General features: G+C 45.6%; 13 protein-coding genes and 4 tRNA genes. 1 reads left to right on the top strand and 16 read right to left on the bottom strand.

Features of this window, described 5'->3' with window-relative positions; all coding sequences use genetic code 11:
* The 10 genes from R7F67_RS19785 to pncC form a co-directional block, all read right to left on the bottom strand.
* Nucleotides 1-77 (bottom strand) — tRNA-Arg (locus tag R7F67_RS19785).
* A gap of 85 nt (nt 78-162) precedes the next feature.
* Nucleotides 163-254 (bottom strand) — tRNA-Ser (locus tag R7F67_RS19780).
* Nucleotides 255-283: 29 nt separating this feature from the next.
* Nucleotides 284-360, bottom strand: a tRNA-Arg gene (locus tag R7F67_RS19775).
* 31 nt (nt 361-391) lie between these two features.
* Nucleotides 392-483 (bottom strand) — tRNA-Ser (locus R7F67_RS19770).
* A 334-nt stretch (nt 484-817) separates the two neighbouring features.
* Nucleotides 818-1,015 (bottom strand): carbon storage regulator CsrA, encoded by a 198-nt coding sequence (gene csrA / locus R7F67_RS19765; RefSeq protein WP_004415691.1) that lies wholly within the window; start codon nt 1,013-1,015, stop codon nt 818-820.
* A gap of 92 nt (nt 1,016-1,107) precedes the next feature.
* Nucleotides 1,108-2,295 carry an aspartate kinase gene (locus R7F67_RS19760; RefSeq protein ID WP_005383803.1) on the bottom strand — a complete coding sequence of 396 codons (1,188 nt, stop codon included), beginning with the start codon at nt 2,293-2,295 and terminating at the stop codon, nt 1,108-1,110.
* Between the two features lie 212 nt (nt 2,296-2,507).
* Complete coding sequence (gene alaS, locus R7F67_RS19755; RefSeq protein WP_318057316.1) at nt 2,508-5,090, bottom strand: alanine--tRNA ligase; 2,583 nt, start codon at nt 5,088-5,090, stop codon at nt 2,508-2,510.
* Nucleotides 5,091-5,232: 142 nt separating this feature from the next.
* A complete protein-coding gene (gene recX / locus R7F67_RS19750) occupies nt 5,233-5,700 on the bottom strand; it encodes a recombination regulator RecX (RefSeq protein ID WP_005383799.1) in 468 nt (155 codons plus the stop codon).
* A 127-nt stretch (nt 5,701-5,827) separates the two neighbouring features.
* Nucleotides 5,828-6,871 (bottom strand): recombinase RecA, encoded by a 1,044-nt coding sequence (gene recA, locus R7F67_RS19745; RefSeq protein ID WP_005380874.1) that lies wholly within the window; start codon nt 6,869-6,871, stop codon nt 5,828-5,830.
* Nucleotides 6,872-7,071: 200 nt separating this feature from the next.
* Nucleotides 7,072-7,554 (bottom strand): nicotinamide-nucleotide amidase, encoded by a 483-nt coding sequence (gene pncC / locus R7F67_RS19740; protein ID WP_005383794.1) that lies wholly within the window; start codon nt 7,552-7,554, stop codon nt 7,072-7,074.
* Between the two features lie 84 nt (nt 7,555-7,638).
* On the opposite strand from pncC, the gene mutS reads away from it, so the two are divergent.
* Nucleotides 7,639-10,200, top strand: a complete 2,562-nt coding sequence (gene mutS / locus R7F67_RS19735) for a DNA mismatch repair protein MutS (protein ID WP_318057315.1) — start codon at nt 7,639-7,641, stop codon at nt 10,198-10,200.
* 82 nt (nt 10,201-10,282) lie between these two features.
* Here mutS and rpoS read toward each other — a convergent pair whose 3' ends face one another.
* From rpoS to ispF, 6 genes are all read right to left on the bottom strand, one after another.
* Nucleotides 10,283-11,269: an RNA polymerase sigma factor RpoS gene (gene rpoS / locus R7F67_RS19730; protein WP_005380887.1), complete on the bottom strand. Its 987-nt coding sequence runs from the start codon at nt 11,267-11,269 to the stop codon at nt 10,283-10,285.
* An 80-nt stretch (nt 11,270-11,349) separates the two neighbouring features.
* Nucleotides 11,350-12,273 (bottom strand): peptidoglycan DD-metalloendopeptidase family protein, encoded by a 924-nt coding sequence (locus tag R7F67_RS19725; protein ID WP_017633546.1) that lies wholly within the window; start codon nt 12,271-12,273, stop codon nt 11,350-11,352.
* A gap of 13 nt (nt 12,274-12,286) precedes the next feature.
* A complete protein-coding gene (locus tag R7F67_RS19720) occupies nt 12,287-12,913 on the bottom strand; it encodes a protein-L-isoaspartate(D-aspartate) O-methyltransferase (RefSeq protein WP_318057314.1) in 627 nt (208 codons plus the stop codon).
* Nucleotides 12,913-13,689, bottom strand: coding sequence for a 5'/3'-nucleotidase SurE (gene surE, locus R7F67_RS19715; RefSeq protein WP_005380894.1), 777 nt, complete (start codon nt 13,687-13,689; stop codon nt 12,913-12,915). Before surE ends, R7F67_RS19720 begins: the two co-directional genes overlap by 1 nt.
* Nucleotides 13,689-14,732 carry a tRNA pseudouridine(13) synthase TruD gene (truD, locus tag R7F67_RS19710; protein WP_318057313.1) on the bottom strand — a complete coding sequence of 348 codons (1,044 nt, stop codon included), beginning with the start codon at nt 14,730-14,732 and terminating at the stop codon, nt 13,689-13,691. The genes surE and truD overlap by 1 nt, the downstream gene beginning before the upstream one ends.
* Before the next feature lie 45 nt (nt 14,733-14,777).
* Complete coding sequence (ispF, locus tag R7F67_RS19705; RefSeq protein WP_053304132.1) at nt 14,778-15,254, bottom strand: 2-C-methyl-D-erythritol 2,4-cyclodiphosphate synthase; 477 nt, start codon at nt 15,252-15,254, stop codon at nt 14,778-14,780.
* Nucleotides 15,255-15,257 lie beyond the last annotated feature (3 nt).

Here is a 15,257-nt window from a genome sequence, read left to right as displayed (position 1 = left end):
TGGCGCGTCCTGGAGGATTCGAACCTCCGACCGCCTGGTTCGTAGCCAGGTACTCTATCCAGCTGAGCTAAGGACGCGCAGATCTTCTTGCTAAGAAGTTGTGAAGTAAATCACATTCATTTCTTACGAAACAAAAAAAAGGCCATCGGGCCAGTCAATGAATGGCGGTGAAGGAGGGATTCGAACCCTCGATACGGGATAAACCGTATACTCCCTTAGCAGGGGAGCGCCTTCAGCCTCTCGGCCACCTCACCGTTTTCATTGTTATATCTCAAAAGAGATATGGCGCGTCCTGGAGGATTCGAACCTCCGACCGCCTGGTTCGTAGCCAGGTACTCTATCCAGCTGAGCTAAGGACGCACTTTTTGTTGATAAATCAACGTTGCAAGAATGGCGGTGAAGGAGGGATTCGAACCCTCGATACGGGATAAACCGTATACTCCCTTAGCAGGGGAGCGCCTTCAGCCTCTCGGCCACCTCACCGTCTTGCGGAGGCACATATTACGTTTTACCGAAAATATGTCAAACACTTTCTTTGAAAAAATCTACGAAACTGGCTTAACCGTTGCTGATTTAATCAAAGTGACTATTAAACGAACTTTATCACTCTATTATGATGAAAAAAAGAGAGTCTTCTCTGAAAAAAAGACATTTATTTTCAAATAACTTTCTGAAGTTCGAATCAACATTATTGATGAATTCACAGCCATACTCAACACAATAGTTTCTGCAAATTTTCAAAAACAGTAGAAACTAAAAAGGCCAACCCTTCGGTTAGCCTTTTTCATTCAAACTAAGCTCTGTAAACAGGAGCGACTTAGTAGTTACCTGAAGCAACGTTGCCATTGCCTTTTTCAGCTTGAATGCGCATGTAGATTTCTTCACGGTGAACTGAAACCTCTTTCGGAGCGTTAACGCCGATACGCACTTGGTTACCTTTAACACCTAGTACAGTTACAGTCACTTCATCACCAATCATCAGTGTTTCGCCTACGCGGCGAGTCAAAATTAGCATTCTTTGCTCCTTGAGTAATCTCTAAATTTTCTTGCTACAAAGCTATTATCCAACAAAAGTTATATTTTCGTAAACTACCTTGTTAGCGAAAATCAGCCTAAAAAGGCATGTTTTTGTTGAATGTTTAATGCTTCACTAGACGTAATGTAAGCATCATGCAGAATGTTTGCTGCTGTATCCACACATTCGGGTGCTAAAACTAGCATCATAGTGAGTGCATTCGTTGCGCTGAAATTGATCTCAATATCTCGCTTTGCCAACAAATCGCATGCGTGCTCTACCATTCCATTGGCCTCAAGCCCCACTGCGGTCAACAGGCTTACCACTTCACTATTACGGATTTTGTCGCTGAACACCAGATCGAACTTGGCACATGCATCTTGTTTTATCATGATACCTGCCCGTTCTGTTTCCTCGATCACATTCCAAATGTCGATACCCAACATCTGACATTGTTTTGTAGCACTAGATAAATGTTCTTTATCGACTTCGATTATGGCAAGGTCACGTTGAATGGCTATACCAGAGACGGCTTGATTGCCTAACTCCCCCTTTACCAGACTGCCTTCATTAACATCAAATGTCGAAAGCACGCGCAGTGGCACATTATTCTTCCATGCAAATTGCACTGAAGGTAAATGTAATACTTTCGCGCCTCGGCTTGCCATCGCTTCCATGGAAGGAAAATCGATAACCGCCAATTTTCGCGCGTTTTTCACTACACGTGGGTCACAAGTATAAATACCATCAACGTCGGTAAAGATTTGACACTCATCAGCGCGCAATGCGCCTGCCAGTGCCACTGCGCTCGTATCTGAGCCACCTCGACCTAATGTGGTGATATCCCCGTTCTCATTCACACCTTGAAAGCCTGCAACAATCACGATTTGGTCTTGCTCAAGCAATCCCAGAATTGTCTTAGTATCAATGTGTTTAATCGTTGCGTCATTGTGTTGATTATCCGTCACAATATTCGCCTGTGCTCCGGTAAGCGAGCGTGCAGCATGACCCAATTTATTGAGTGTCATTGCTAACAGTGCCATTGACACTTGCTCACCAGCAGAGAGCAAAACATCAAGTTCTCGAGCTGTAGGCACGCTATCTATCTGTTTAGCGAGGTCCATCAGTCTGTTTGTTTCGCCTGACATTGCAGACACGACAACAACAACTTGATTGCCATCATTTTTCGCCTTAATGATGTGTTCAGCAACTTGGTGGATTCTTTCAATTGAACCCACGGAGGTTCCGCCAAACTTTTGCACGATAAGGGGCTTTTTCACCAGTCTTCACCTTCCCAAGACCGAAGTCTCTTTAGAACTGCTTACATCGTCAGTATTTCCTTTTAGAAAAATTATATAAGCAGTAGTTACAACAAAAACCAAATAGCCTAAATGACTCGGTTAACTTTTGGTCAATTAAACCACTTGGCTGCTAAAAAAAATTACGCTCAATCAAAGAAACTTGATTGAGCGTAATTTTAGTAGTTAAAAGCTTATAAGCGCTCTTCTAACCAAGGCTGAACTGTTTTAATTGCCTCTGGTAGTGCGGCTACATCAGTACCACCAGCTTGAGCCATGTCAGGACGACCACCGCCCTTACCACCGACTTGCTCAGCAATCATCTTAACTAGATCACCAGCTTTTACTTTACCAGTTAGATCTTTAGTCACACCAGCAATCAGGCCAACCTTGTCACCTGTTACGTTAGCAAGCAGTACGACACCAGACCCCATTTGGTTCTTGATGTCATCAACCATAGTACGTAGGTTCTTGCTGTCAGCGCCTTCAAGAGCTGCGACTAGAACTTTTGTACCATTGACTTCAACCGCTTTGCCCATGATGTTAGCGCTTTCTGCTGCCGCCATCTTATCTTTTAGCTTCTGTACTTCTTTCTCTAGCGCTTTTGCTTTCTGTGCAGATTCTACCAGTTTCTCTTCGTACTTCGCGTTTTGAGCTTCAATCGCGTCTAATGCAGCCTCGCCTGTTACCGCCTCAATACGTCGAATACCTGCAGCAATGCCGCTTTCTGAAGTGATTTTGAATAGGCCAATATCACCTGTGCTTGATGCGTGAATACCACCGCAAAGCTCTGTCGAGAAGTCACCCATAGACAGTACGCGTACTTCGTCATCGTACTTCTCACCAAACAGTGCCATTGCGCCTTTCTTCTTAGCAGACTCAATGTCCATCACGTTGGTTTCAATCGTGTGGTTGCGACGAATTTGCGCGTTAACTAGACGCTCAACTTCTTTCAGTTCTGCTGCAGTTACGGCTTCTAGGTGTGAGAAGTCGAAACGTAGGTTGTCTGCCTTCACCAATGAGCCTTTCTGCGTTACGTGCTCACCTAAAACTTGGCGTAGTGCTGCGTGTAGCAAGTGCGTTGCTGAGTGGTTTAGAGAGATAGCTGCGCGACGCTCTGCGTCAACGATAGTTGCTACTTCATCACCTTTCGCTAGAACGCCTTCTGCCATTACACCGTGGTGCGCGATTGCGTTACCTAGTTTTTGAGTGTCCTCAACGCGGAATACACCAGACTCAGTACGGATTTCACCAGCGTCACCACACTGACCGCCTGACTCTGCGTAGAATGGTGTTTCACCAAGTACGATGATTGCTTTGTCGCCCGCAGATAGCGAATCTACTTCGTTGCCTTCAACGAACATCGCTGCTACAGAACTAGAGCCTTTAGTACCTGTGTAACCACAGAATTCTGTTTGCGTATCAACTTTGATTGCTGCGTTATAGTCAGTACCGAAGTTACCCGCTTCACGCGCACGTTGACGCTGCTCTTCCATCGCTTTCTCGAAACCTTCTTCGTCGATTGCGAACTCACGCTCACGTGCTACGTCGTTAGTTAAGTCAGCTGGGAAGCCGTAAGTATCGTAAAGTTTAAATACGGTTTCGCCGTCTAGTACTTTACCGTCTAGGTTATCTAGTGCTTCGTTTAGAATCGCCATACCGCGCTCAAGTGTACGACCAAAGTTTTCTTCTTCGATACGCAGTACTTTTTCAACCACAGCTTGTTGACGCTTCAGCTCTTCACCAGCCGTACCCATGATGTCAGCTAGAACGCCAACCAACTTGTGGAAGAATGCACCTTGTGCGCCCAGCTTGTTACCGTGACGAACTGCACGACGGATGATACGGCGTAATACGTAACCTCGACCTTCGTTTGAAGGCATAACACCATCCACGATCAGGAATGAACATGAACGGATGTGGTCAGCGATAACGCGTAGTGATTGGTTTGATAGGTCTTCGTAACCGATCACTTCTGCTGCTGCTTTGATAAGAGCTTGGAATACATCGATTTCGTAGTTTGAGTGAACGCCCTGCATGATTGCAGAGATACGCTCGATACCCATACCAGTATCTACCGATGGTTTTGGTAGCGGTTCCATAGTGCCGTCTGCGTGACGGTTGAACTGCATGAATACGTTGTTCCAGATCTCGATGAAACGGTCACCATCTTCTTCAGGCGTGCCAGGACGGCCACCCCAGATGTGCTCACCGTGATCGTAGAAGATTTCAGTACATGGACCACAAGGGCCAGTGTCGCCCATTTGCCAGAAGTTATCAGACTCGTACGGCTTGCCGCCTTCTTTATCACCAATGCGAACAATACGATCAGCGGGTACGCCAACTTTCTTGTTCCAGATGTCAAACGCTTCGTCATCGGTTTCGTAAACAGTTACCAATAAACGATCCGCTGGCAGTTTAAGAACTTCGGTTAGGAATTCCCAAGCAAAGGAGATCGCATCTTCTTTGAAGTAATCGCCAAAGCTGAAGTTGCCTAACATTTCAAAGAATGTGTGGTGACGAGCAGTAAAGCCAACATTTTCTAGGTCGTTATGTTTACCACCAGCACGTACGCAACGCTGAGCCGTAGTCGCTCGAGTGTAGGCTCGTTTTTCTAAGCCTAAGAAACAATCTTTAAATTGGTTCATACCTGCGTTTGTGAACAGCAGGGTTGGGTCGTTATGTGGAACTAACGATGAACTTTCTACGATTTGGTGTCCTTTGCTCTCAAAGAACTTGAGGAACGCGTTACGAACCTCATCAGTGCTCATGTACATGCAGCTCTTCCTGAAAATAGTCGAGTTAGAATTTTGCCGTATTGTAGATCATGCAAACAGCTGAGACTAGTTTTCTTGAGGAAAAGAGGGAGTAGGAGAAAAAATTTGAAGCAAAACAAAAATCAGTGCGGACGACTGACCGTTAATCTTCGTCCTCAAAGTTCAGCGCGTAGCTGATTTGGTCAAAACTGTAGCCGCGATACTGCAGAAAACGAACTTGTTTTGCGTACTCTTTTTGGTCTTTGGCTTTAATACCTTTGAATTTCTTTTCTGCCGCCTGTTTAGCCAGTTCAAACCAATCTTGCGGCTCTTCAGCCATAGCTTGCTCAATCACCGATTCCGCAACACGCTTCTGGTTTAACTCTTGACGAATTCGACGCTCTCCATGTCCTTTGTATACATGCTGTCTAATTTGACTCTTCGCGTAACGTAAATCATCTAAATAGTTATGGTCTAGGCAAAAATTAATTGCGATGTCGATGTCTGATTCTTCATAGCCCTTCATCGATAATTTTTGGTAAAGCTCATACTGACCATGATCGCGACGGCTAAGCAATTGTATAGCAGCCTCTTTGCTCGATAATGTTGGCGCCTGGCGTTTTTGGTACATGATGATCCTAAAAGTATTTTTGCTGTACAGGCTCTCAATGGCCTTTGTGATAATTCGATTTTTGATTTCAATAGATACAACAAAGCCCCGCATTGCAGGGCTTTGTCATTTATTAATCTATGAGAGATTAAAACTCTTCAGCTTGCTCTGGCGCTTCACCAGCTTCAGGCGCCTCCGCAAGTGCTGGCGCTAGCAACATTTCACGCAGTTTTGTATCGATAGTTTTAGCCACTTCAGGGTGCTCACGCAGGTAGTTACATGCATTCGCTTTACCTTGACCAATCTTATCGCCATTGTAGCTATACCAAGCACCGGCTTTTTCAACTAACTTATGCTTCACACCTAGATCGACAAGTTCACCTTCGCGGTTAAAGCCTTGGCCGTACATGATTTGTGTGTTTGCTTCTTTAAATGGTGCTGCAATCTTATTCTTAACAACTTTGATGCGCGTTTCGTTACCTACGACTTCGTCACCTTCTTTGATTGCGCCAGTACGACGGATATCTAGACGAACAGAAGCGTAGAACTTAAGTGCGTTACCACCTGTTGTTGTTTCTGGGTTACCAAACATCACACCAATCTTCATACGGATTTGGTTGATGAAGATACACATACAGTTAGACTGCTTTAGGTTACCCGTTAGCTTACGCATTGCTTGAGAAAGCATACGTGCTTGCAGACCCATGTGGCTATCGCCCATTTCGCCTTCGATTTCTGCTTTCGGTGTTAGTGCTGCGACAGAGTCGACAACCATAACATCGATAGCACCAGAACGTGCAAGTGCGTCACAGATCTCTAGCGCTTGCTCACCTGTGTCTGGCTGAGAAACTAGCAATGCATCGATATCAACGCCAAGTTTCTTCGCGTATACAGGATCTAGAGCGTGCTCTGCATCGATAAACGCACACGTTTTGCCTTCACGTTGCGCAGCAGCAATAAGCTCAAGCGTTAATGTTGTTTTACCTGAAGATTCTGGGCCGTAGATTTCTACGATACGACCCATTGGTAGACCACCAGCACCCAAAGCGATATCAAGAGAAAGAGAACCCGTTGAGATGGTTTCTACGTCCATTGCGCGGTTATCACCAAGGCGCATGATAGAGCCTTTACCGAATTGCTTTTCAATTTGACCTAGCGCAGCGGCGAGCGCTTTCTGTTTGTTCTCGTCCATTACTTTCTCCGATTTATTCATCTTCTTTGGGCGACGAATAGTAATTCATTTTTCTTAAGCAGAAGAACTGCTCAGCAATGAAAGTTATTATACTGTTGATTCATACAGTGTCCATACCTGTATGAAAAAAATTTGGCTGACCTAAAGTCATGATTTGCTCTAGCCCTTATCAATGCTGGGCTAAAACAAGTTAAGAAATTCTAGAGCAGATGTTGATACAATTGAGTCAACGCGTGCTCGACCGCTTTTTTGCGAACTTCTGCACGGTCACCAGAGAAATGCATGGTTTCTACTTGCTGCCAACTTTGGTTATCAGCAAAAGCAAAGCAGACCATACCGACTGGTTTCTCTTCACTGCCACCACCCGGCCCTGCAATACCACTGATGGATACACCGATGGTGGCATTTGAGTTTTTAATTGCACCCTGTACCATTTCAATCACAACTGGCTCACTCACTGCACCATGCGCTTCTAACGTTGAAGCTTGCACACCAAGCATCTCCATTTTCGCTTCATTACTGTAGGTGACAAACGCACGGTCAAGCCACGCTGAACTACCAGCAATGTCAGTAATGGCGGTTGCAACACCACCACCTGTGCATGATTCTGCGGTCGTTAAAACATGCCCGTGTTTAGCCAATAATGCGCCTAAATCGGCACTCAATTTTGTTGTTTTTTCCATAGCCAAAATGCCCTTTGTCTCTTTTTACTTGATAGGGATTCACGTATCCTAAGCCGCTACGGAAATAAACAAAAGAACTTACCTGTGAAAGCTGAACAAAAACACACTCCGATGATGCAGCAATACCTCAAGCTAAAAGCTGAGAACCCAGAGATTTTGCTGTTCTACCGCATGGGCGATTTCTACGAACTCTTTTACGATGATGCCAAGCGAGCTTCTCAGCTTCTTGATATTTCATTGACCAAACGTGGTGCGTCTGCAGGTGAACCAATCCCAATGGCGGGTGTGCCATTTCACGCCGTAGAGGGCTACCTGGCAAAACTTGTTCAGCTTGGTGAGTCTGTGGCGATCTGTGAACAGATTGGCGATCCGGCCACCAGCAAGGGCCCGGTAGAACGTAAAGTTGTGCGTATCGTGACACCAGGTACTGTGACGGATGAAGCGCTGCTTTCTGAGCGTGTCGATAACTTAATCGCAGCAATTTACCATCACAACGGTAAGTTCGGTTATGCGACGCTGGATGTCACCTCTGGTCGCTTCCAACTGACAGAACCAGAAACTGAAGAAGCGATGACAGCCGAGCTTCAACGCACTGCACCACGTGAGCTACTGTTCCCAGAAGATTTTGAACCTGTACATTTAATGGCGAGCCGCAATGGTAACCGTCGTCGCCCAGTCTGGGAGTTTGAGCTTGATACGGCTAAGCAACAACTCAATCAACAATTTGGCACAAAAGATCTGGTTGGTTTTGGTGTAGAACATGCGTCCTTAGGGCTGTGTGCTGCTGGTTGTTTGATCCAGTACGTAAAAGATACTCAACGTACGGCTTTACCTCATATTCGCTCTTTAACGTTTGATCATCAGGATCAATCCGTCATCCTTGATGCTGCTACCCGACGTAATCTGGAAATTACTCAAAATCTAGCAGGCGGAACCGATAACACGCTCGCTGCAGTACTCGACCATTGTGCAACTCCGATGGGCAGCCGAATGCTGAAGCGTTGGTTGCATCAGCCTATGCGTTGCATTGAAACGTTAAACGATCGCCTTGATGCGATTGGTGAGATTAAAGAACAAGCTCTGTTTGCTGATCTTCAACCAACGTTAAAGCAAATTGGTGATATTGAACGTATCTTAGCGCGCCTTGCATTACGCTCTGCTCGCCCTCGCGATATGGCTAGACTTCGCAATGCCATGCAACAGCTACCAGAGCTAGAATCTGTCACCGCTTCTTTGACCCATCCGTACCTAACGAAATTGGCGAAGTATGCAGCTCCGATTGACGAAGTATGTGACCTGTTAGAGCGCGCGATTAAAGAAAATCCGCCGGTTGTTATTCGTGATGGTGGCGTCATCGCTGAAGGCTACAATGCGGAGCTCGATGAATGGCGAAAATTGGCAGATGGTGCAACAGAATATCTTGAGCAGCTTGAGCGAGATGAGCGTGAACGACACGGTATCGATACGCTTAAAGTAGGCTATAACAACGTTCATGGCTTCTTTATCCAAGTAAGCCGTGGCCAGAGCCATTTGGTTCCACCGCATTATGTACGTCGCCAAACACTCAAAAACGCTGAACGCTACATCATTCCAAAGCTTAAGGAACACGAAGACAAAGTACTTAACTCGAAATCTAAAGCGTTAGCACTTGAGAAACAGTTGTGGGAAGAACTGTTTGATCTATTGATGCCAAACCTTGAGAAGCTGCAAAACCTAGCTTCTGCTCTGTCTCAACTGGATGTATTACAAAACCTAGCAGAGCGTGCAGATTCGTTAGATTACTGCCGCCCAACGCTTGTGAAAGACGCAGGAATTCACATTCAAGCTGGTCGTCATCCAGTCGTAGAACAAGTAACAACAGAGCCGTTCATCGCGAACCCAATTGAGCTTAACCCAGCCCGTAAGATGTTGATCATCACCGGTCCAAACATGGGTGGTAAATCAACCTACATGCGTCAAACTGCGCTGATTGCATTGATGGCACATATCGGCTCTTATGTACCGGCAGAATCCGCACAGATTGGTTCTTTAGATCGTATATTTACTCGTATTGGTGCGTCAGATGATCTTGCATCTGGCCGCTCGACCTTCATGGTAGAAATGACAGAAACAGCCAATATTCTTCACAACGCAACTAAGAATAGTTTGGTGCTAATGGATGAAATCGGACGTGGTACTAGTACTTACGACGGTCTGTCTTTAGCTTGGGCAAGTGCGGAATGGCTCGCAACACAAATTGGTGCGATGACCCTATTTGCAACCCACTACTTCGAATTAACAGAGTTACCAAGCCAGCTGCCAAACTTAGCGAACGTTCACTTGGATGCCGTAGAACATGGAGACAGCATTGCCTTTATGCACGCAGTTCAAGAAGGTGCGGCAAGTAAGTCTTACGGCCTGGCTGTTGCGGGCTTAGCAGGCGTACCAAAAACGGTCATCAAAAATGCGCGTAACAAGCTATCTCAGCTAGAGCAACTGGGGCAAAACAGTGACACACCACGTCCAAGTGCAGTAGATGTGGCTAACCAGTTGAGCCTGATTCCAGAGCCTAGCGAGGTCGAACAAGCTCTGTCAGGTATTGATCCTGACGACTTAACGCCACGCCAAGCTCTTGAAGAGCTGTATCGCTTGAAGAAGATGCTGTAAACAGACTCACACCAACGAGAAAAAAAGAAAAAAGGCTATGGGGAACCATAGCCTTTTGTGTATCTAGTGAAATACGGACTATTTAATCGTCTTCTACGTTAAACAAGTTTTCCATATTCAAACCTTGTTTGATTAGGACTTCACGAAGACGACGTAAACCTTCCACTTGTATTTGACGTACTCGCTCACGTGTCAGACCAATCTCTCGACCAACTTCTTCCAGCGTCGAAGGCTCGTAGCCTAGTAGGCCGAAGCGACGTGCAAGCACTTCTTTCTGTTTCGGATTCAACTCTTCTAACCAATGAATCAACGATGATTTGATGTCGTCATCTTGAGTCGAAACTTCTGGATCAGAGTTGTTTGCATCAGGAATAATATCTAGCAGCGCTTTCTCACCGTCACCACCGATTGGCGTGTCGACAGAGCTAATACGCTCATTAAGGCGTAACATTTTGCTTACGTCTTCGACTGGAATATCTAATTGAGCAGCAATTTCTTCTGCGGTCGGTTCGTGATCGAGCTTTTGAGAAAGTTCACGCGCAGTACGCAGATAAATGTTCAGCTCTTTCACTACATGGATAGGTAGACGGATCGTGCGAGTTTGGTTCATCAACGCTCGCTCTATCGTTTGTCGGATCCACCACGTTGCGTAAGTAGAGAAACGGAAACCACGTTCTGGGTCGAATTTTTCGACCGCTCGGATCAAGCCGAGGTTACCTTCTTCAATCAGATCAAGTAGTGCTAGACCACGGTTACTGTATCGACGAGAAATCTTAACAACCAAACGTAGGTTACTTTCGATCATACGTTTGCGTGCCGCTTCGTCGCCACGTAGGGCGCGTCTTGCGTAAAGCACTTCTTCTTCGGCAGTAAGTAAAGGTGAGAAGCCAATTTCGCCCAAATACAACTGAGTTGCATCTAAGCTTTTACTGCTCGCGTCAAACTCTTCACGCGCAGTCGCTTTGCTTTCTGTGGATGATGATCTTTCGAGTTCGTTATCAATGGTCTTCACTGACGCATTGTCAAATGCAAACTCTTCAACTTTGGTTACTGTGTTGCTGATACTCATAACGCCTCCCCCTGGCGAGTTAGCAAGACATGACAACTCAATATGTCGCTAAATGATGTCGCAAGTTGTTTTTCAAAGTTTTAAGGCAAATAGCGTTTTGGATTCACTGATTTACCTTGATAGCGAATTTCAAAGTGTAGTTTGACCGACTTTGCACCTGAACTACCCATGGTGGCGATTTTTTGTCCGCTTTTTACGCTTTGTCCTTCTGTGACCAGCAGTTTGTCATTGTGTGCGTATGCGCTTAAATAATTGTCGTTATGCTTTACTATAATTAAGTTGCCATAACCTCGTAGCGCATTGCCTGAATAAACGACTGTGCCGGCTGCGGTTGAAACGATAGGTTGACCACGCTGTCCTGCGATGTCGATACCTTTATTTCCCTGTTCTCCCGCCGAAAAGTTCTTGATTACTCTCCCTTTTGTTGGCCACAACCACTTTGAGACTTTATCACTCTTTGCTGTGGTAGTTGGCGCTTTTTGCTTCACTTTTTGGTTATCTTTTGAACCAACATACTCCTTTGTTTTCGATTGTTCAACCTTCTTTGGAGGCTGTTTTTGTACGACTTTAGGCTTAGTCTCTGTAGGTTTTTGACTAGAGTTTTTACTCGAAGGTTTAGGTTTAGAGGCTGTTGATGTTTTCGTCACTGGAGCTGGGGGTGTCGTAACAACAGGAGCCACAACGGGTTCAACTTTTTGACCATATTTAGGGGCGACATATTTCGGAGCCCAAAGTTTTAGCCTCTGTCCTGGGTAGATAGTGTAAGGCTGAGTTAACTCATTGTAACGAACAAGATCATTTACATCTTTATCTGTGACATAAGCTATGAAGTAAAGTGTATCACCTTTTTTTACCTCATAATAACTCCCTCTGTAACTTCCTCTTTCAAGGCTTGAATAGTCTTTTTTTAGGCTAGAGACAGGTGCAGGGGAATGCGCTGCACAACCAACTAGTCCTGCAGCAAACACAAAGCTAATACCAATATGACGTAGTAACTTATTCACCTATCCCTAACCCTTAAGCTAAATCACCCGCAACCAGAGGTACGAACCGAACCATTTCTACAACGGTAGAGAGATATTCGTCTCCCTTACGCTCTATTTTTAATAACTGTTGTTCCGTATCTCCAACAGGAATGACCATTTTGCCGCCATCTCTTAATTGTGAGAGAAGAGCTTGGGGAATCACTTCAGCGGCAGCGGTAACAATAATAGCATCGAAAGGACCTCGCGCTTCCCAGCCCTGCCACCCATCAGCATGCTTAGTTGAAACATTGTAGATATCCAATTGCTTCAGGCGACGCTTTGCTTCCCATTGCAACGATTTAATTCGCTCAACGGAGTATACATGATCAACAATTTGCCCCAGTACCGCGGTTTGATAACCCGATCCCGTTCCGATTTCCAGAACACGACTCGCCGGTTCTAGCTCAAGCAACTCGGTCATACGAGCAACGATATAAGGCTGAGAAATAGTTTGTCCCTGACCAATTGGTAACGCATTGTTATCATAGGCTTGGTGCATCATCGCTTGAGAAACAAAGCTTTCTCGTGGCAAGCGTTGGATAGCATCCAGAACTCTTTGGTCTTTGATGCCACTGGAGATAAGAAACGCTATCAACCTGTCAGCATGTGGGTTACTCATTACTTCTCTTCCTTTAACCAACTATCCATAGCACGCAGCGACTCGTGAGCGGTGAGATCAACTTGCAGAGGCGTCATTGAAACTCGGCCATGCTCAATTGCATAAAAGTCCGTGCCCTCTCCTGCATCTTGCTCCTTTCCTGGTGGGCCTAACCAATAAATGTCATGGCCTCTCGGATCTTTCTGCTTGATCATATTCTCTGCGTGATGACGTGCACCTAAACGAGTAACTTCAATTTCACCTAAATTCTCTGATGGTAAGTCAGGCACGTTTACGTTCAGTAGACGATTCGTTGGAATCGGCGACGCTAAATGCTGTTGTACAATTTGACGTGCAATTTTAGCGGCGGATTCGAAATGTCGCTTACCCACTAGAGAAAAAGCCACCGACTGAACGCCAAGGAAATGACCTTCCATGGCTGCTGCTACCGTTCCAGAATAAAGAACATCATCACCCAAATTAGCGCCATGGTTGATTCCTGACAGAACAAGATCAGGCAAATCATCTTTCATTAGCTCATTCAGCGCGAAATGCACACAATCCGTGGGCGTGCCTTGCACTGAGTAGATATTTGGGGCAATTTCAGTCACGCGTAATGGTTGTTCTAATGTGAGTGAATTCGAAGCACCTGAACGATTTCGATCAGGTGCGACAATGGTCACTTCGGCGATATCTCTCAACTCATCAGCGAGGGCATGAATCCCTTGTGCATGAACACCATCATCATTGCTGATTAAGACTCTTAAGGGCTTCGGGTTTCGTGAATCCTGTTCCATTAGTATTCTCTTTCTACTTCAACCTCATTAACTAACTCACGAACAATAGAGGTCGCAAAAGATCCCGCATCCAGTGAGAAAGTCAGCGTAATGTTGTTACCTTCAACCGTCCAAGCTAAATCTTTTGGCTTCAGCGCAATATCGCGACGATCGTGGCGCATGCGATTACCACGAATCAGCGCCATGAGGTCAGGCTCTTCGTCTAAAAACGGTTGCTCTAATGCCAGAGCCTCGGCTTGAGTAGGCAGTGCATTATCGCCAGCAAGCGCAGCGGTAATTGCCGCTTCACCTTGTGCAAATTGCACTTGCAAATCAGTGATGTTGTTTGCATCAATCAACTGAGTGCCAGAATTCGTCTGTGCAATGTCACCATCAATGAACTTATCAAACACACAATTCTCTAGACGAGCTGAAACGATGCGGTTGAAGATCCACGAGCGAGCCGCTGACAAGTACATGCTGCGCTTATTTTGGTTACGGGTACGAACGTTCTCGCGTCCCCATCGACGTGCTTCTTCAAGGTTGTTGCCATCGTTACCAAAACGCTGACTACCAAAGTAGTTTGGCACACCTACTTGTTTCACATTTTCAAGACGTTGCTCAACATCCGCTACATCTGTCACTTCAGACAAAGTAACCACGAACTCGTTCCCTACTAAGTCACCAGGACGCAGTTTTTTGTTGTGACGATCCGTTGCAAGGATTTCGATGCTCGGGTATTGCGCCAAAAATGCTGAAAAGTCTGGGGTTTCACCTTTTGGTAAATGCACGCTTAGCCACTGTTCAGTCACAGCATGACGGTCTTTAAGACCTGCCCAGCTGACGTCTTTCGACTTAACACCACAGGCTTTTGCTAACTCGTTAGCTACGAAGCTGGTGTTCTCACCTGTTTTACGGATACGAACCATTAAGTGCTCGCCTTCACCCGTAAAGGCAAAACCTAAATCTTCGCGAACCTGAAAATGCTCTGGTTGCGCTTTGATTTTTGCAGATGCAACTGGCTTACCTGTTAGGTAAGCCAATGAAGATAAAATGTCTGACATGATGTGTTTCCGCTGATATCACAGCTTAGAGGAGCAAATTGCTAGTTATTGCTTAAACAGAAGTACAACTGCTTCCGTTGCAATGCCTTCTTTGCGTCCAGTAAAACCAAGACGTTCTGTCGTCGTCGCTTTTACGTTAATGTTGTTAATGTCGGTTTCCAAGTCTTCGGCAATCGCTGCGCACATGGCTTCAATGTACGGAGCCATCTTAGGCGCTTGTGCCATGATGGTTACATCAGCATTGCCAAGACGGTAGCCTTGCTCTTTAACTCGACGGTAAACGTCTTTCAGTAATTCACGACTGTTTGCGCCTTTCCATTTATCATCCGTATCTGGGAAATGACGACCAATATCGCCGGCAGCAATCGCGCCCAGCAGAGCATCCGTTAACGCATGCAACGCTACATCACCATCTGAGTGAGCAATCAAACCTTGCTCATAAGGGATTGCTACACCACCAATAATGACTGGGCCTTCACCACCGAATTTATGTACATCGAAACCATGACCAATTCGAATCATTTT

It is taken from the genome of Vibrio sp. YT-17, assembly GCF_033337375.1.
Classification (GTDB): Bacteria; Pseudomonadota; Gammaproteobacteria; order Enterobacterales; family Vibrionaceae; genus Vibrio; species Vibrio alginolyticus.
Note: the sequence above shows the minus strand (reverse complement) of the source record. Positions and strands in the feature narration are given on the sequence as shown.